Origin of the sequence: Brevundimonas sp. TWP3-1-2b1 (assembly GCF_049896165.1) — a bacterium.
Taxonomy (GTDB): Bacteria; Pseudomonadota; Alphaproteobacteria; order Caulobacterales; family Caulobacteraceae; genus Brevundimonas; species Brevundimonas subvibrioides_B.
Genome location: NZ_JAFCTT010000002.1, coordinates 1 through 15,152, shown reverse-complemented (window position 1 = coordinate 15,152; position 15,152 = coordinate 1). Strand labels below are relative to the sequence as shown.

Below are 15,152 nucleotides of genomic sequence, written 5' to 3'. Positions count from 1 at the left end.
TCGACGGTCAGGGCGCCGCTATGCCCCGCCGGTGGAGTGCACTCGCCAACCCCTGTCTCTATGCGTGCCCAGTCCAATGACTCTCATGATTTGAATGAGATAGGGACAATATCGCTCACACAAACTGAGAAGTTGGACTCTTTGGACTCCGTTTTTTCGAGTCCAGTTCGGCGGTTCAGCCTCCGAACCCGCCCTGATCCAGAAAGGCCTGTTCCTCCGCCGTCGTCTCGCGGCCCAGCGCCCGGTTGCGGTGCGGGAAGCGGCCGAAGCGAATGATGATGTCCCGGTGGATGTGGGCGTACTTCAGCACCTCGGGCATGTCGGCGCACAAGGGCAGGGCGGCGTCCTGTTCGGCCAGGTCCTCGGAATGCTCGAACGGGGTGACGAAGAACTGGCGCAGATCCGGCTCGAACGTCCGGGGGTAGCCGCGCTCCCAGGCCCGTTTCGCGTACATCAGCCCCAGGCTGTCGGTGGCGAACTGGTGCGCCGTGCCGCGGTAAGAGTTCCGGGGATACTGATCGAGCAGGACCATGAGAGCCAGCGCCCCTTCGGCCGTCTCGATCCAGTCATCCAGTTCCCGCCGGGCGGCGGCCCAGTGCAGGTCGAGAGCGGCGTCGCGGAACGCGCGGTCGAAGGCCTCGCCCTTGGCGTACCACTTCTGCGGACCCGCTTCTTTCCAGAAGGCGACGACGGAGAAAGGCGTTATGAGGACGGTCATGAGCCAGCTTGTACCCAATCCGCTTCCCGTCTTCCACGACCGCGACTGCGACCTGTCGATCATCCGCGGCAAGCGGGTGGCGATCATCGGCTACGGCAGCCAGGGGCGGACCCACGCCCTGAACCTGCGCGACAGCGGCGTCGCCAACATCGTCGTGGGGCTGAAGGCCGGTTCGACGACGCGGGCGAAGGCAGAGTCCGACGGCTTCCATGTCCTGACCGCCAGCGAGGCGACGGCGGGCGCCGACGTCATCGCCGTCATGGTCTCGGACGAGGCGCATCGCGATCTCTGGCGCGATGAGATCGAGCCGAGCATCCGGCCGGGCGCGGCCCTGATCTTCGCCCACGGCCTGTCGGTGCGGTTCGGGCTGGTGACGCCGCGCGCCGACCTCGACGTCATCCTGGATTCGCCCAAGGGCATCGGACCGCGCATCCGCGATCTCTACGAAGCCGGGGAGGGAGTCTTCTGCCTGTTCGGTGTCCATCAGGACGCGACCGGCGGAGCCCACGCCCTGGGCCTGTCCTATGCGGCGGCTCTGGGCTGCGGCCGCAAGGGCATTCTGGAGACCACCTTCGCCGCTGAATGCGAGAGCGACCTGTTCGGCGAACAGGTGGTGCTGTGCGGCGGCGTCGGCGAGCTCATCGACGCGGCCTTCATGAAGCTGGTCGATGCCGGCTATCCGCCGGAGGTGGCGTGGTTCGAATGCTTCTACGAGGTCAAGCTGGTCACGGACCTGATGTACGAACGCGGCATCGCCGGGGCCTTCGCCAAGATCTCCAACACCGCCGAGTACGGCGCCTATCTGACCGGCCCTCGCGTGATCGGGGAAGCGTCGCGGACGGCGATGGACGGGGTGCTGGCCGATGTGCGCGACGGGTCGTTCGTGAAGCGGCTGATGGCCGACTACGACGCCGGCTCGCCCGAACTTCTGGCGCGGAGGAAGGCGCTGGGAGAACGCACCATCGAATCTGTGGGGAGGGATCTGAACGACATGGCGGCCAGGGCGGGCTGACCGCAACCGCCGGCGCGGCCTCGCGTTTCCCTCTCAGGAAGAATCGCGATGGAAATCCTGATCGGACTTGTGGTGATGGCGTTGCTGTGCGGCCTTGTGGCCCTGGCCTTCCAGCCGCTGGATGTCCCGCACCGGGTCCGCGACGTCAACGTCGATGTCGAACCGGACTGAATGGGACGGGCGGGCGGGAACCGCTGGAAAGATGGTCGGAGTGAGAGGATTCGAACCTCCGACCCCTGCCTCCCGAAGGCAGTGCTCTACCAGACTGAGCCACACTCCGACTTGGAGGCGGGCTTATAGCGAGGGGTTTCGGAGCCTGCAAGCGCCTTCCGGGGCATTGCAAAATAGTCCGGAAACCGGGTGTTGCATCCCCGGCAGCCTTGGCGTATTCGACCGCCTCCCTCGGGCCTAGGCCCTCGGGCGCACCGGTCCTGCTGGGGAATGGTGTAATGGTAACACTCCGGTTTTTGGTACCGTCATTCAAGGTTCGAGTCCTTGTTCCCCAGCCACGGCCTTCCAGGCAGTCCAGCCATGACCACGCCCTCTGGGGCGGGTGTCAGTGCGTCGTGTCGGGCCGTATCGGCAGGCGCACGCGGAGGCCGACACCGGCTCCGGCCGCGGATTCGATGACCATGGCGCCGCCCAGATGGGCGACCAGCCCCTCCACCAGCGCCAGGCCGTCTCCCTTTGCGAGGTCATCCGCGCCGATCCCCGAGTCGCGAACCGCCAGGCTGACGCCGTCGGAGGCGCGGGAACAGGCGATGGCGATGGAGCCCCGCCGGTCGTCCGGGAAGGTGTGGCGCACGGCGTTGGACATCAACTCGTGCACGATGATGGCCAGGGGCAGGGCGTGGTTTTCCGGCAGGGCGGTCGGGGCGGCGCGCAGATCGATGCGCACGCCGCGAGTCTCGCAGGCCCGCCGCCAGAAGCCTGCCGCGTCATCCAGGTAGGCGGCGAAATCGACCGATCCGCCCTCCACCACGCGGCGATTGATCAGACCCATGGCGGCGACGATGTCGCTGAGCCAGGTCAGATGGCGCGGGCTCTCGGAATCCCGGACGCTGCGCAGCCGGATGCCGACCAGCGCCTGGAGCAGCGGATAGCCGCCAGGCAGCGGCGGATCGATCTCGGCGATTGTCAGTTCCGCGTCGGCGGCCATTCGCCCCCCAAGGCGTGCAACTTAGAGATTCTGGTACCGCACGGTGAACCAACCGTCCAAGCGCGCGTTTGGATTGTGCGGTAACCGACACAGTAAGCTTTACGACCGTCGGCAGTGCGCTTTGGTGAGTAGATTGCAGCAGACGTCTGACCTGCGGGTCATGATCGTGGAGGATCAGGCCATCCTCGCGATGGAATTGGAACTCGTGCTCGGCGACGCCGGGTTCCACGTGGTCGGTTGCGCCATGGATCGCAAAGGCGCCTTCGAGATCGCCGAGCGCGAGCGGCCCAGGCTGGCCCTGGTGGATGTCAACCTGCTGGACGGGATGACCGGGCCGCAGATCGCGCATCGACTGGTGAGCGACTACGGCATGGCCGTGATCTTCCTGACCGCCAACCCGGAACAGATTCCCGACGGATTCGCGGGCGCGCTGGGCGCGGTGTCCAAGCCGTTCGACGAGCAGACGATCCGCGCCGTGGTGGCCTTCGCGCAGCGTTTTATCCTGACCCGGAAGGTGGACGCTCCGCCGAGGCGGTTCCGGCTGGCGCCGTGGCTGACCACGCCGCCGGCGGACATCGCCCCGCACTGATCAGGCGAGACCTCCGGTCAGGTCGACGCCCGGAGCCGCGGGCGGGGCGCCGGTCGGATCCAGATCGAGCTGCATCAGGTGGACGTCCAGCCAGCGATCGAACTTCCAGCCGACCTGATGGTAGGTCCCGGCACGGATGAAACCGAGGTGTTGGTGAAGGGCGATGGACGCCTGGCTGGTGGCGCTGTCGCTGATGGCGCCGATGATGTGTCTGAGGCCCAGCTCGCGGGCCCGATCGATCAGGGCGGCCAGCAGGGCGCGGCCGACGCCGTGGCCGCGCGCGGTCTCCTCGACATAGACCGAGCCCTCGACGCCGTAGCGATAGGCGGGACGCGGCCGGAACGGCGAGGCGTAGGCATAGCCGGCGAAGGCGCCGTCGATCTCGGCCACGAACCACGGCAGACCCCTGGCGCGGACGGCCGCGAAACGGTCGGTCATCTCGGCCAGCGAGGGCGGCTCCAGCTCGAACGTCGCCGTGCCGGTCAGAACCTCGCGGCCATAGAGGGCCGTGATGGCGGGGAGGTCATCGGGTGTCGCCTCCCGGATCACGCGGCCTCCCACCCCCGCTGGATCGCCCAGACCGCGAAGGCATAGTCGTGGGCGACCTCCTTCAGATAGTCGAAACGGCCGGAGGCTCCGCCGTGGCCGGCCTCCATGTTGATCTTGAGCAGGACCGGCTTGCCCGAGGTCGTCGCGGGCCGCAGCCTGGCGACCCACTTCTCGGGCTCCCAGTAGGTCACGCGGGGGTCGGACAGGCCCCCCGTGGCCAGGATCGCCGGATAGGCCCTGGCCTCGACGTTGTCATAGGGGCTGTAGCTGGCGATGTAGTCGTAAGCCTCGACGTCCTCGATCGGATTGCCCCACTCGGGCCATTCCGGCGGCGTCAGGGGCAGGCTGACGTCCGACATGGTGTTGATCACGTCCACGAACGGCACCTGGCCGATGACCCCGGCCCAGAGCTCGGGCCTCATGTTGGTCACCGCCCCCATCAGCAGGCCGCCTGCGGACCCCCCTTGCGCCACGATGTTCCCGGCGCGGGCGTAGTCGCGGCTGATCAGATGGTCGGCGGCGGCCGTGAAGTCGGTGAAGGTGTTCTTCTTCTTGAATTTGCGCCCGTCCAGGAACCAGCCCCAGCCCTTGTCCGAGCCGCCCCGGATGTGGGCGATGGCGTAGATCCAGCCGCGATCGACCAGCGACAGCCTTCCGGTCGAGAAGCTGGCCGACATCGGGATGCCGTAGGAGCCGTAGCCGTAGAGCAGCAGGGGTGCGGACCCGTCGACGGGCGTCGAACGACGACGCAAAACAGTGACCGGCACCAGCTTGCCGTCCGACGCAGGGGCGTTCAGCCGCTCGACGACATAGTCCGCCGGGTCGTGGCCCGAAGGGACTTCCTGGACCTTGCGCAAGGTCCGCTCACGGGTGGCGAGGTCGTAGTCGTAGGTCGAGGTCGGGGTGGACGGCGAGTTGTAGCCGTAGCGCATCGTCGTGGTTTCGAACTCCGACGCCCCCGCCAGCGACAGGGCGTAGGCGGGTTCGTCGACGGCGATCTCGTGCTCGTCGCCCGCGCGGCTGCGGATGACGATCTTCGTGTTGGCGTCGGCGCGTTCCTGGCGGGCGAGGAAGCTCTTCACCAGGGCGACGCCCTCGATGAAGCGGCCGGGCGTGTGGGGGACCAGGTCCTCCCAGCTGGCGCGGGCGGGCCTTTCGGTCGGGGTCTGGACAATCTTGAAGTCGATGGCGTCGTCGGCATTGGTGCGGATGACCCAGCGGTCCTGCCAGTGATCGACGTCGTAGCGGACGGCGACCTCGCGCTCGGCCAGGATGACGGGCAGGTTGGTCGGCCGCTGGCCGGAGATGTAGCGGGCCTCCGACGTCTCCTGATTCTGGATCGAGATGACGATGAAGGCGTCGTCCGAGGTGCGTTCGACGCCCATGAACATGCCGTCATCGGCTTCCTCGTAGACCAGGGTCGTTTCGCCGCCGCGGGAGGGGCGGCGGAAGATCTTGTCCGGGCGGCCGTTGTCGTCGCGGTTGGTCCAGAAGATCCAGCAGGAGCAGGGCGAGAAGGTGAAGTTGCCGGTCGCCGACGGGATCGGGTCGGGCAGGAGCTCGCCGGTCGCCAGGTCGCGGGTGTAGATGTGGTGGACCTCCGACCCCTGGGCGTCCTCGGCCCAGGCGAACAGGGTGTGGTCGGGGCTGTGCTCGACGGCCGAGACCTCCGAATAGGCCTTGCCCTCGGCCAGCAGGTTGCAGTCCAGCAGCAGTTCAGGCGTCGGGGCGACGATGAAGGTCTTCGTCACCTGTCGACCGTCGGCGATCCAGGTCCCCTGGCGCTCGACGCGCATATAGCGGGGGTGCTGGTCGCCGGTGCGGTATTCGGTGAAATACTCCCACGGGCCGTCGGGCGAGGGGACGGACGAATCATCCTCCTTGATGCGGCCCTTCATCTCCTCGAACAGCTGCGCCTGCAGCGGGAGGGTCGAGGCCAGCATGGCCTCGCGATAGGCGTTCTCGGCCTCCAGGTGTTCCTTGACATCGGCCTTGATCAGGGTCGGGTCGCGCAGGACGGCCTGCCAGTTGTCATCCTTCATCCACTGATAGTTGTCGGTGCGTGTGCGCCCCAACTGTTCGATGACGACGGGAATTTTCCGGGCGACGGGGGGCGTAGGCGACATCTGGGCTCCGGGGGAACGGGCGAGGGCGGGGGAGGCGGCGGCGAGCGCCGAGGCGGCGGTCGTGGCGACGAATTCGCGGCGGTTCATCGTGGTCGCTCCCCTGTAAGTCAGTGGCGCAGCTTGTGCGACCGGCATGCACGCCGTCAAATGCAGCGTCTGTCCACAAAGGTTGCCCATGATCGAGATCCCGCCCGCCCAGGACGACGCGCCCCCGCCGATCGTCGGCCCTGTCTGGGATCTGACGGTCGGTCTGATCGACGCGACGGTGCAGCTGGACCAGCCGTCGGGACCGACCACGCGGACCGTGGGCACCGGGTTTCTGATCCAGGCACCGAGGCCCGACGGGACGCCGCGCGTCGTTCTGGTCACCGCGGCGCACGTGCTGGAGACCATGAACGAGGCCGAGGCGCGGATCGGCTGGCGCACGGCGCTGGGCGACGGGACGTGGCGTTTTGACCCCGAGCCCCTGACGATCCGCGACGCAGAGGGGCAGCCGCTGTGGACCCAGCATCCGGATCGCGATGTGGCCGTGATGGAGGTGCAGGCCCCGGAAGCCTTCGCCCGGGCGGCGATCCCCCTGGGCTGGCTGGCGGACGAGAATGCCTTCGACGCCTGGCAGGTAGGGCCGGGCGATGAGCTGTTGTCGCTGGGCTTTCCGCGCGGACTGTCGGCCAACCGGGCCGGTTTTCCGATCCTGAGGGTCGGGCGGATCGCGTCGTATCCTCTCTCGCCGGTCAGCGCGTTTCCGACCTTCCTGCTGGATTTCAACGTCTTCCCCGGCAACTCCGGGGGGCCGGTCTTCTGGACCCCGAGCGCGCGGAAGCGTCCCGGCACGACGGAGCCGGATACGGCCTTCATCGCCGGCCTGCTGAGCCAGGAGGTGAGGGTCAACGACGAACAGCTGGAGATCGGGGTGGTGACCCACGCCGTCTATGTCCGCGAGGCGATCGCGCTGCTGGACAGATAGGCTCCGGACGACGCTCCGGCCGGGCTGGATTGGACTCCTGAAAAACAGAGTCCAAAGAGTCCAACGGGCAGTGACTTTCGAGTGTGTTCAGGGTGTTGGAACGATGTCCTGATTGGACTCGAGTCCAATGTGAGTCCAACGCCCTGACCTGATCCGACGATTTCAAAGACCTCCGTGAGGAGGTGAGTGTGGCTCTCCTGCCGCGCAAGAGGCCGTGAGGAATAAATGCCTCTTACCTTCTTTCGCTAAGCGCTGCTCTACATTCAACGGTGCTGACTTTATCACCATGCACCCCGGCGAAGGCCGGGGTCCAGATGGCGCACTCCGACTCTCGGCACGAAGATGAGCGCCAAATTCCAGCCGCCTGGGTCTGTGATCTGGACCCCGGCCTTCGCCGGGGTGCACGGAAAAGCGAAGGGCGCCTTGCTGAATCTCGAACCTGGCGACGTAACAGGAGCCGCTAAGCCCCCAGCGCTTCCCGGGTCATCCGCGACAGAAGGTCTCCGCCCTGACCGATGGCCGCGAGGCGGCTGGAGGCGTGGCCGAGGATGTTGGCGGCATAGACCTCGTAGAGATCGATCTTGCCCTGCAGCCAGGCCGGATCGCCGTCGTGGGCGTCGAGGCGAGCCCTGGCCGCCAGGGCCCCCTTGGCCAGCATCCAGCCGCCGATGACGTCGCCGAGCAGCTTCAGATAGGCGTCGGCGGCGGCGAGTACGTCGGCGCCGCGCGCCGCATCGGCCTTGGCGTCCAGGAGCCACAGGGTCGCGTCCTCGACCGCGCCGATGGCGGCGGCGAACCGCTCGACGGGCTTGCCGGTGTAGATCGCGCCGAGGGCCTTCAGCGTCGCCCTCATCTCGGTGATGACAGCCTTGGCCGATGCGCCGCCGTCCTGGGACAGTTTGCGGCCGACAAGGTCTATCGCCTGGATGCCGTTGGTGCCCTCGTAGATCGGGGTGATGCGGGCGTCGCGGTAGTACTGGGCGGCGCCGGTCTCCTCGATGAAGCCCATGCCGCCGTGGATCTGGATTCCGTCCGAGGCCACGTCGCAGCCGACGTCGGTGCCCCAGGCCTTGGCGATCGGCACCAACAGGTCCTCACGGCCCTTCCAGGCCCTGCGCTCGTCTTCGGTGGCGGCGTGCTGGGCCATGTCGGCGGCGACCCCGGTGGCGAAACAGATGGCGCGGGCGGCCTCGATCTTCGCCTTCATGACCGCGAGCGTGCGACGGATATCGGGGTGGTCGATGATCGGGGCGTTGGCCTCTCCGGTCCAGATCGAGCGGCCCTGACGCCGGTCCAGCGCATAGGCCAGGGCGTGCTGGTAAGCCCCCTCGGCGACGCCGACGCCCTGGACGCCGACCGCGAGGCGAGCGTTGTTCATCATGACGAACATGTGGGCCAGGCCCTGGTTCGGCTGACCGACGAGCTCGGCCCGGGCGCCCTCGTAGCTCATGACGCAGGTCGGGGAGGCGTGAATGCCCAGCTTGTGCTCGATCCCGACAGGGCGAAAATCGTTGCGAGCGCCCAGCGAACCGTCGGCCTTGACCTCGAACTTCGACGCCAGGAACAGGCTGATGCCCTTGGGGCCGGGAGGGGCGTCGGGCAGGCGGGCGAGGACCAGATGGACGATGTTCGGTGTCGCGTCGTGGTCGCCCCAAGTGATGTAGATCTTCTGGCCGTTGAGGGCGTAGGTCCCGTCGCCGTTCGGCGTCGCGGTCGCCGTCAGGGCGCCGAGGTCCGAGCCTGCGCCCGGCTCGGTCAGGACCATGGCGCCGGTCCATTCGCCGGAGACAAGCTTGGGCAGGTAGGTTGTTTTCTGGTGCTCGGTGCCGACCTGTTCCAGCGCCTCGATCGCGGCCAGAGACAGCATGGGGCACAGGGCGAAAGCCATATTGGCCGACTGGATCGTCTCGTAGGCCGCCAGCTCCAGCGCCTTGGGCAGGGCCTGGCCGCCCGCCTCGGCCGAGGCCGTCAGACCGGTCCAGCCGCCTTCGGCAAACTGGCGATAGGCGTCGGCGAAACCGGGCGCGGCGGTGACCGAGCCGTTGGCGTAGGTCGAACCCTTTTGATCGCCGATGCGGTTCAGCGGCGCCAGCACGCCTTCGGAGAACTGGCCGGCGGCCTCCAGCACGGCGCCCAGAACGTCGGCGTCATAGTCCGGGAAGGCGCCGGTGGCGGCGACCTGGTCGATGCCGGCGATGGCGGTCAGGCTGAAGGCGAGATCCCGAACGGGGGCGCGATAGGGCATGGCGGAGGTCTCCGGTCGGGCTGAAGCGTCTTGTTACACAAGTCACCTCGTGCGTCAGACCTTCTTGCGACGATGCCGTCGCGTCAGGCAAGGGACCGCTTGGCCTGCGCCGTCCCTTGCGGCAAGCTGCCGCCGACGCGACGTGGGAAGATGCATGGCCGAGCCGAGAAACCGATATTCGATCGTGTCGCTGGTCTTCCACTGGGGACTGGCGCTGCTGGTCCTGTGCCAGGTGCTGCTGATCACGGCGAAGGAGGCGACCGACGGGCCGATCTCGCGTGAGTTCGTTCAGATCCACAAGGCTCTGGGCCTGACCGTCCTGGTCCTGACTTTGGCGCGAATCGGCTGGCGAATAGCCAACCCGGCCCTGCCCATGCCGCCTGGCACACCGGACTGGCAGAAGTTCGCAGCCAAGGCGACGCATGTGCTTTTCTATGTGCTGCTGATCGGGATTCCGATGTTCGGCTGGGCGGCGGCGAGCGCCGGCGGACGGGACATCCCCTGGTTCGGGCTGTTCAACTGGCCGCTGCTGCCCGTCGAACGGAGCCGCGATATGGCCGGGACCCTCATGGGCCTGCACGAGGCCGGGGTTAAGGTGCTGTACGTCTTGCTCGCCCTGCATGTGCTGGCGGCGCTGAAGCATCATTTCGTCGATCGCGACAATGTCCTGCACCGGATGATCCCCCTGATTCGCCGGCGGCCCTGAGATGCGCCTTGCCCTGATCGCACTGCTGATCGGGGCGGCCTGTCTGGCGACGGGCGCGAGCCGGGCCGATTTCGAGCGCTGGGCCGTTGTCCCGGGTGATTCGGCCATCACCATGCGGGTCGGGACCCCGGTCGGCGCGCGGACCGGGCGGTTCATGCGCTGGACGGGCGATATCCGTTTCGATCCCGACGCCCCGGAGACGGCGCAGGTCGCCATCGAGGTCGAGGCGGCGTCGCTGAGAATGGATGACGGCCGCCTGACGTCCACGGCGGCCGGTGCAGGCTTTCTCGACAGCGGCCGCTATCCCCGCATCGCCTTTCGCCTGACCGGGCTGGAACCGGCGGGCGGCCAGCGCTTCACGGCCCGTGCGGACATCACGGTCAAGGGCGTCACCCGGTCCGTGACCTTCCCCGCGACCTTGCGCAGCGAAGGGCGGACGGCGCAGATGACCGGCGGCTTCTCGCTGGATCGGGCGGCCTTCGGCATTGGAACGCGTGGACCGTGGAACGGACTGATCGGACGTCAGGTGAGGGTGGACGTGTCCCTGGCGACGCGCCCGGTCGGCTGAGCGGCGTCGAGGGCGCCGTCGCGGCGCTGAAGGCCGGTGAGCTGCTGATCCTGCCGACCGAGACCGTCTATGGTCTGGCGGCGGATGCCGGGAACGCCGGGGCGGTCGCGAAGATCTTCGAGGCCAAGGAAAGGCCTCGCTTCAATCCCCTGATTTCGCATGTGTCTGATGCCGTAGCAGCCGAGCGGATCGCCGTCTTCGACGATGCGGCGCGGCGTCTGGCGGCGGCCTTCTGGCCCGGGCCGCTGACGATCGTGGCCCCGTGCCGGGATATGACGGCTGTCAGCGATCTGGCTCGCGCAGGGCTGGACAGTATCGCGGTGCGGGTCCCCGGCCACGCCAGGGCGCGGGCGGTGCTGGACGCGTTCGGCGGTCCCGTGGTGGCGCCCTCGGCCAACCGGTCCGGGCGGCCCAGTCCGACGACCTTCGCCGATGCCATGGAAGAGACGGGCGCCTTCGCGAGCGCGGCGCTGGACGGGGGGCCTTGCGCGGTCGGGGTCGAGAGCACGGTCGTTTCGGTGCTGGACGGGCGGGTCTCTCTGTTGCGGCCGGGGTCGGTGACGCGCGAGGAGATCGAGGCCCTGGTCGGTCCGCTGGACGGGGCGGGCGAGAGGCATCGGTCGCCGGGGCGGCTGACGCGCCACTATGCGCCTGTGTCGCCGGTGCGGCTGGAGGCGACGAGGGCTGAGGCCGGGGAGATTCTGCTCGGCTTCGGGCCGGGATCGGGCGTCGAGCGCTGGAGTCTGAGCCCGTCCGGCGACCTGCGCGAGGCGGCGGCGAACCTGTTCCGGCTGTTGCGTGAGGCCGATCGGGAAGGCCCCGCGGCGATCGCCGTGGCGCCCGTGCCGATGGCGGGCCTGGGCGAGGCCATCAATGATCGATTGGCGCGCGCCGCCGGCTTCGTCGGCTAGCCGAACCGCGCCTGCAGATCGACGCTCGACCGCACCCCCACATCTCCGAAGCAACTGTCCAGCCATTCCTCCGCCGCCGCGCGCCCGCGCGTCTTGAGGTCGTTGAGGAAGGTCCATTCGGTGTTGAACTTGGATCCCAGCGACAGGTCGCCCAGCCAGCCGTCGGCCTCGATGGCGTGCATCAGGATGTGGCGATACTGCTCGCGGGCGGAGGGGGTCAGGCGGCCGTCCTCGATCAGTTCCTGGACGAAGGCGACGGCGCGTAGTTCGGCGACCAGAGGCGCGTTGAAGACGACCTCGTTCAGCCGGTCCATGATGTCGCCGGCGGCCTTGGGCGCATCGGCGCGCTCGAAGGCGTTGAGGGTGATCAGCAGGACGTCGTCCGGCGTGTCCTGGTAGAACAGGGGCCAGAGCGGCGGGTTGGCGAGGTAGCCGCCGTCCCAATAGGGCTCACCGTCGATCTGCACGGCCTGGAACAGGTGCGGCAAACAGGCGGAGGCGAGCAACACTTGATCGGTGATCTCGGTCGAGGTGAAGACCCGCGACTTGGCGTGGCGAACCGCCGTGGCGGCGACGAAGAACTTCACCTCCGACTTACGGACGGCCTCGAAATCGATCGTGGCCTGCAGAACCCGCTTGAGAGGATTATGATTGAAGGGATTGAATTCATAGGGCGACATCGACATCGCCAGGGTCTCTGACGCGCGCCACAGGGGCGAGTCCTTCAGCCAGGTCGGTTGCAGGGCATTGGACCAGATCGAGGTGTCGCCGAAGACGTTCTTGCCGCCCGACTGGTTCGTCTCGCGCCACAGTTTGTCCAGCGCCTCGCGGGCTCCGTCGGGACCGCCGGTGGCCAGGCCGGAGACCAGGGCCGCGCCGTTCATGGCGCCGGCCGAGGAGGCGGTGACGGCCCGGATGTCGACCACGTCGGCTTCGAGCAACCGGTCGAGCACGCCCCACTGGAAGGCACCGTGCGCGCCCCCGCCCTGAAGCGCCAGGCAGATGGGGCGGCGACCGCTGACGGGCGGATCAGGCGCTGCAGGCGCCGGGGTCGACTTGCGTTTGAAGAGCGCCATCGTTCCCCGGCAGGGTTGCTATTGAGCGGTCCAGCCGCCGTCGATGGAGAAACTCGCCCCGTTCGCGGAGGCTCCCAGGTCCGAGACCAGATAGAGGAAGAGACCGGCCAGTTCGTCGGTCGTGACGAACCGCTTGGTCGGCTGGGCGGCGAGGATCACGTCCTTCAGGACCTGATCCTTAGAGATCCCGCGCGTGCGGGCCTGATCGGCGATCTGCTTCTCGACGATCGGCGTCTCGACGAAGCCGGGGCAGATGGCGTTGCAGGTGATGTTGTCCTGCGCCAGCTCCAGAGCCACGGTCTTGGTGAAGCCGAGGACGCCATGCTTGGCGGCGACATAGGCGGACTTGAACGGCGAGGCGACCAGGCCGTGGGCCGAGGCGATGTTGACGATCCGGCCGCGGCCCTGCGCCTTCATGATCGGGATGGCGGCGCGGGTGGCGTAGAAAGTCGAGGAGAGGTTGATCGCAATGATCTTCTCCCACTGGTCGGACGGGAATTTCTCGACCGCCTCGACGTGCTGGATGCCGGCGTTGTTGACCAGGATGTCGAGTCGGCCGAGCTGATGCCTGGCATAGGCGACCATGTCGGCGACCTCATCGCCCTTCAGCATGTCGGCGGCGTGATAGCGGACCCGGACGCCGCAACTGGCCTCCATCTCGGCGCGCGTGCGCTCGATCTCCGACGGGTCGCCCAGACCGTTGAGGACGACGTCGCCGCCGCGCGAGGCGACCGCCCGGGCGAGGGCCAGGCCGATGCCTGACGTCGAGCCCGAGATGACGGCCACCTGGCCCTTGAGGTCGTTGGGATCACGATAGACGGGGCGCTCGGTCTCCGAGCCGTCCTTCTTGCCGGGCCATTGGAACATGGGGTCGTTCACTCTCGTCTCTTGCCCTTGTCCGCGTCGTTCGGACGCGTCGGGGGTCTCTGGTTTGCCGGGACTCTAACCTTTCGCGACTGCGAAGGCGACCCGGTCTCAGGAATTTCCCTGCCTGGTGAATATCCAGTCGGTCTCGGTCGAGGCGGCCTTCTGGAAGCGATAGCCGTCGCGATCGAACGCCTTCAGATCGCCGGCGGTTTCGATCCGCTCGTCGATGGCGAACCGCGCCATGGTCCCCCGGGCCTTCTTGGCGAAGAAGGAGATGATGCGGCTTTCGCCATCCTTTTCCTCGCGGAAATGCGGGGTGACGACAGGCAGTTTCAGGGCTCTTGCGTCGACCGCGCCGAAATATTCCTGGCTGGCGAGGTTGACCAGTCTGGGATCGGATTGGCCTTCGGCGTCCGCGTTGAGCTGTTTCGAGATCCGGTCACCCCAGAAGTCGTAGAGACTGGACCCGCGCCGGGTCTTCAGCCGGGCGCCCATCTCGAGGCGATAGGGCTGGATGCGATCCAGCGGACGCAGCAGGCCGTAGAGGCCCGACAGGATGCGCAGACGATCCTGGGCGAAGGCGAGGCCAGCCTTGTCGAGCGTCCGGGCGTCGAGTCCCTGATAGACGTCGCCGTCGAAGGCGAAGGCGGCCTGGATGCCGGCGTCGAGCGCGTCGGGCTCGAAGGCCTTGAACCGGGCCTGATTGAGCTTGGCGAGATCGGCGGAGATGCCCATCAGACGGCGTAAATCGGCCTGGCTCTGGTTGCGCGCGGTCCTCGAAAGTGTCGCTGTGTCGTCGATGAAGCGCCGATGCGTCGCGGGGACGTCATGCGAGGGTTCGGTGAAATCCAGCCGCTTGGCGGGAGAAAGCACGATCAACAAGGGCAGGGCGCTCCGTTCGTCAGCCGCGGGGTTTAGGCGTGTTCGGCGACGGTTTGAAGAGTGCTCGACGCTCGCTGATTGCGTGTGCGCAGCGAATTCAATCTTCCAGCGAGAGTGTAACAGGGATATGCGATCCGCTTGGACGCGAACGAACCGCTCAGCGCTGATGCCTTCCTTCAGCTTGTGGAGAGCAAGCGGGCAGTTGCGCGCGCAGTTGTTGATGATCGACTAGCGTGCAGAGAAGCCTGGTTGGCTTCTGGTTTCGCTGTTGAGTTCGCTTTGAAGGCCTACATCATCAAGCGGGAACGCCTGAACGGTTGGCCGTCCAAGGACGCCCGACCGGACCTATATACACACAATCTCAAAGCGCTCTTCGCTGCTGCCCAGATTGATTTCAGCAGCATCCCCAAAGAATTGCGGGGCTCGATCCGAACCGTTTTGGACTGGGATAGAGGACACGAGTATACTTCTCGTCGGATGAGCCGTGCGAACTGACGTGACCCCCGTTTCTCATCCAGCCATAACGAGAGTCCTTTGGTGATCTGAGCCGTGATTGGCTGGGGTGGCAAGAGGCCGGTCTGCGCAGCCATCAACCAGCGCAGCAGGCCGGCCGATGTGTCCGGTGAGCGCCTCGGCGTAGGCCTCGGGCGTCAGCCAGCCGAGCTTCGAGTGCGGCCGGGTTTCGTTGTAGTCGCGCCGCCAGGTTTCGAGGACGGCGCGGGCGTGAGGCAGCGAGCGGAACAGCGTCTCGTTCAGCAGCTCGTCGCGCAGACGGCC

Annotated in this window: 16 protein-coding genes, 2 tRNA genes and 1 pseudogene; 9 read left to right on the top strand and 10 right to left on the bottom strand. The window is 67.2% G+C overall.

Annotated elements, in window-relative coordinates; all coding sequences use genetic code 11:
- Window positions 1-175: 175 nt before the first annotated feature.
- Window positions 176-718 (bottom strand): DUF924 family protein, encoded by a 543-nt coding sequence (locus tag ACP7AB_RS01785; protein WP_426046082.1) that lies wholly within the window; start codon window positions 716-718, stop codon window positions 176-178.
- Here ACP7AB_RS01785 and ilvC point away from each other — a divergent pair.
- Window positions 717-1,730 (top strand): ketol-acid reductoisomerase, encoded by a 1,014-nt coding sequence (gene ilvC, locus ACP7AB_RS01780; protein WP_426046081.1) that lies wholly within the window; start codon window positions 717-719, stop codon window positions 1,728-1,730. The two genes, ACP7AB_RS01785 and ilvC, sit on opposite strands and share 2 nt — an antisense overlap.
- 48 nt (window positions 1,731-1,778) lie before the next feature.
- On the top strand, window positions 1,779-1,901 hold the full coding sequence (locus ACP7AB_RS01775; RefSeq protein ID WP_425987180.1) for a hypothetical protein: 123 nt from the start codon (window positions 1,779-1,781) through the stop codon (window positions 1,899-1,901).
- Between the two features lie 32 nt (window positions 1,902-1,933).
- Here ACP7AB_RS01775 and ACP7AB_RS01770 read toward each other — a convergent pair.
- Window positions 1,934-2,010, bottom strand: a tRNA-Pro gene (locus ACP7AB_RS01770).
- Window positions 2,011-2,165: 155 nt separating this feature from the next.
- Between ACP7AB_RS01770 and ACP7AB_RS01765 the strand changes: the two genes are divergently transcribed.
- Window positions 2,166-2,239 (top strand) — tRNA-Gln (locus tag ACP7AB_RS01765).
- Window positions 2,240-2,286: 47 nt separating this feature from the next.
- Here the strand turns inward: ACP7AB_RS01765 and ACP7AB_RS01760 are convergent.
- The gene (locus ACP7AB_RS01760; protein WP_425987179.1) at window positions 2,287-2,889 is read right to left on the bottom strand and encodes a sensor histidine kinase; all 603 of its coding nucleotides are present in this window, start codon (window positions 2,887-2,889) and stop codon (window positions 2,287-2,289) included.
- Window positions 2,890-3,022: 133 nt separating this feature from the next.
- On the opposite strand from ACP7AB_RS01760, the gene ACP7AB_RS01755 reads away from it, so the two are divergent.
- Window positions 3,023-3,478 (top strand): response regulator, encoded by a 456-nt coding sequence (locus ACP7AB_RS01755; protein WP_425987178.1) that lies wholly within the window; start codon window positions 3,023-3,025, stop codon window positions 3,476-3,478.
- Here the strand turns inward: ACP7AB_RS01755 and ACP7AB_RS01750 are convergent, their stop codons facing one another.
- Window positions 3,479-4,027, bottom strand: a complete 549-nt coding sequence (locus ACP7AB_RS01750) for a GNAT family N-acetyltransferase (protein ID WP_425987177.1) — start codon at window positions 4,025-4,027, stop codon at window positions 3,479-3,481. It lies immediately after the preceding gene.
- Window positions 4,024-6,240, bottom strand: coding sequence for a S9 family peptidase (locus ACP7AB_RS01745; RefSeq protein WP_425987176.1), 2,217 nt, complete (start codon window positions 6,238-6,240; stop codon window positions 4,024-4,026). The genes ACP7AB_RS01750 and ACP7AB_RS01745 overlap by 4 nt, the downstream gene beginning before the upstream one ends.
- A gap of 88 nt (window positions 6,241-6,328) precedes the next feature.
- Between ACP7AB_RS01745 and ACP7AB_RS01740 the strand changes: the two genes are divergently transcribed.
- Window positions 6,329-7,120 carry a trypsin-like serine peptidase gene (locus ACP7AB_RS01740; RefSeq protein ID WP_425987175.1) on the top strand — a complete coding sequence of 264 codons (792 nt, stop codon included), beginning with the start codon at window positions 6,329-6,331 and terminating at the stop codon, window positions 7,118-7,120.
- 460 nt (window positions 7,121-7,580) lie between these two features.
- Here the strand turns inward: ACP7AB_RS01740 and ACP7AB_RS01735 are convergent, their stop codons facing one another.
- Window positions 7,581-9,365 (bottom strand): acyl-CoA dehydrogenase, encoded by a 1,785-nt coding sequence (locus tag ACP7AB_RS01735; protein ID WP_425987174.1) that lies wholly within the window; start codon window positions 9,363-9,365, stop codon window positions 7,581-7,583.
- A 154-nt stretch (window positions 9,366-9,519) separates the two neighbouring features.
- Between ACP7AB_RS01735 and ACP7AB_RS01730 the strand changes: the two genes are divergently transcribed.
- From ACP7AB_RS01730 to ACP7AB_RS01720, 3 genes are read left to right on the top strand one after another with little or no spacing between them, the layout of a single operon-like run.
- The gene (locus ACP7AB_RS01730) at window positions 9,520-10,071 is read left to right on the top strand and encodes a cytochrome b (protein WP_425987173.1); all 552 of its coding nucleotides are present in this window, start codon (window positions 9,520-9,522) and stop codon (window positions 10,069-10,071) included.
- A 1-nt stretch (window position 10,072) separates the two neighbouring features.
- Window positions 10,073-10,639, top strand: coding sequence for a YceI family protein (locus ACP7AB_RS01725; RefSeq protein ID WP_425987172.1), 567 nt, complete (start codon window positions 10,073-10,075; stop codon window positions 10,637-10,639).
- Window positions 10,573-11,550 (top strand): L-threonylcarbamoyladenylate synthase, encoded by a 978-nt coding sequence (locus tag ACP7AB_RS01720; protein WP_425987171.1) that lies wholly within the window; start codon window positions 10,573-10,575, stop codon window positions 11,548-11,550. The genes ACP7AB_RS01725 and ACP7AB_RS01720 overlap by 67 nt, the downstream gene beginning before the upstream one ends.
- Here ACP7AB_RS01720 and ACP7AB_RS01715 read toward each other — a convergent pair.
- The 3 genes from ACP7AB_RS01715 to yaaA all read right to left on the bottom strand — a co-directional run bounded on the left by ACP7AB_RS01715 (window position 11,547) and on the right by yaaA (window position 14,375).
- On the bottom strand, window positions 11,547-12,626 hold the full coding sequence (locus tag ACP7AB_RS01715; RefSeq protein WP_425987170.1) for a patatin-like phospholipase family protein: 1,080 nt from the start codon (window positions 12,624-12,626) through the stop codon (window positions 11,547-11,549). The genes ACP7AB_RS01720 and ACP7AB_RS01715 overlap by 4 nt on opposite strands.
- 18 nt (window positions 12,627-12,644) lie before the next feature.
- Entirely contained in the window at window positions 12,645-13,493 is an 849-nt protein-coding gene (locus ACP7AB_RS01710) for a 3-hydroxybutyrate dehydrogenase (RefSeq protein ID WP_303695930.1), read from the bottom strand.
- Between the two features lie 108 nt (window positions 13,494-13,601).
- Window positions 13,602-14,375 (bottom strand): peroxide stress protein YaaA, encoded by a 774-nt coding sequence (gene yaaA, locus ACP7AB_RS01705; RefSeq protein ID WP_425987169.1) that lies wholly within the window; start codon window positions 14,373-14,375, stop codon window positions 13,602-13,604.
- Window positions 14,376-14,513: 138 nt separating this feature from the next.
- On the opposite strand from yaaA, the gene ACP7AB_RS01700 reads away from it, so the two are divergent.
- Window positions 14,514-14,870, top strand: a complete 357-nt coding sequence (locus ACP7AB_RS01700) for a hypothetical protein (protein ID WP_425987168.1) — start codon at window positions 14,514-14,516, stop codon at window positions 14,868-14,870.
- A gap of 143 nt (window positions 14,871-15,013) precedes the next feature.
- On the opposite strand, the pseudogene ACP7AB_RS01695 reads toward ACP7AB_RS01700, so the two are convergent.
- Window positions 15,014-15,152, bottom strand: a pseudogene (locus ACP7AB_RS01695) (integrase core domain-containing protein); the annotation flags it as partial.

What these genes read in the sequence shown, in the direction of transcription:
- ACP7AB_RS01775 (WP_425987180.1), top strand. Translation starts at nt 1,779, where the DNA reads ATGGAAATCCTGATCGGACTTGTGGTGATGGCGTTGCTGTGCGGCCTT.
- ACP7AB_RS01725 (WP_425987172.1), top strand. Translation starts at nt 10,073, where the DNA reads ATGCGCCTTGCCCTGATCGCACTGCTGATCGGGGCGGCCTGTCTGGCG.
- ACP7AB_RS01785 (WP_426046082.1), bottom strand. Translation starts at nt 718, where the DNA reads ATGACCGTCCTCATAACGCCTTTCTCCGTCGTCGCCTTCTGGAAAGAA.
- ACP7AB_RS01715 (WP_425987170.1), bottom strand. Translation starts at nt 12,626, where the DNA reads ATGGCGCTCTTCAAACGCAAGTCGACCCCGGCGCCTGCAGCGCCTGAT.
- ilvC (WP_426046081.1), top strand. Translation starts at nt 717, where the DNA reads ATGAGCCAGCTTGTACCCAATCCGCTTCCCGTCTTCCACGACCGCGAC.
- ACP7AB_RS01740 (WP_425987175.1), top strand. Translation starts at nt 6,329, where the DNA reads ATGATCGAGATCCCGCCCGCCCAGGACGACGCGCCCCCGCCGATCGTC.
- ACP7AB_RS01760 (WP_425987179.1), bottom strand. Translation starts at nt 2,889, where the DNA reads ATGGCCGCCGACGCGGAACTGACAATCGCCGAGATCGATCCGCCGCTG.
- ACP7AB_RS01730 (WP_425987173.1), top strand. Translation starts at nt 9,520, where the DNA reads ATGGCCGAGCCGAGAAACCGATATTCGATCGTGTCGCTGGTCTTCCAC.
- ACP7AB_RS01710 (WP_303695930.1), bottom strand. Translation starts at nt 13,493, where the DNA reads ATGTTCCAATGGCCCGGCAAGAAGGACGGCTCGGAGACCGAGCGCCCC.
- ACP7AB_RS01735 (WP_425987174.1), bottom strand. Translation starts at nt 9,365, where the DNA reads ATGCCCTATCGCGCCCCCGTTCGGGATCTCGCCTTCAGCCTGACCGCC.
- ACP7AB_RS01745 (WP_425987176.1), bottom strand. Translation starts at nt 6,240, where the DNA reads ATGAACCGCCGCGAATTCGTCGCCACGACCGCCGCCTCGGCGCTCGCC.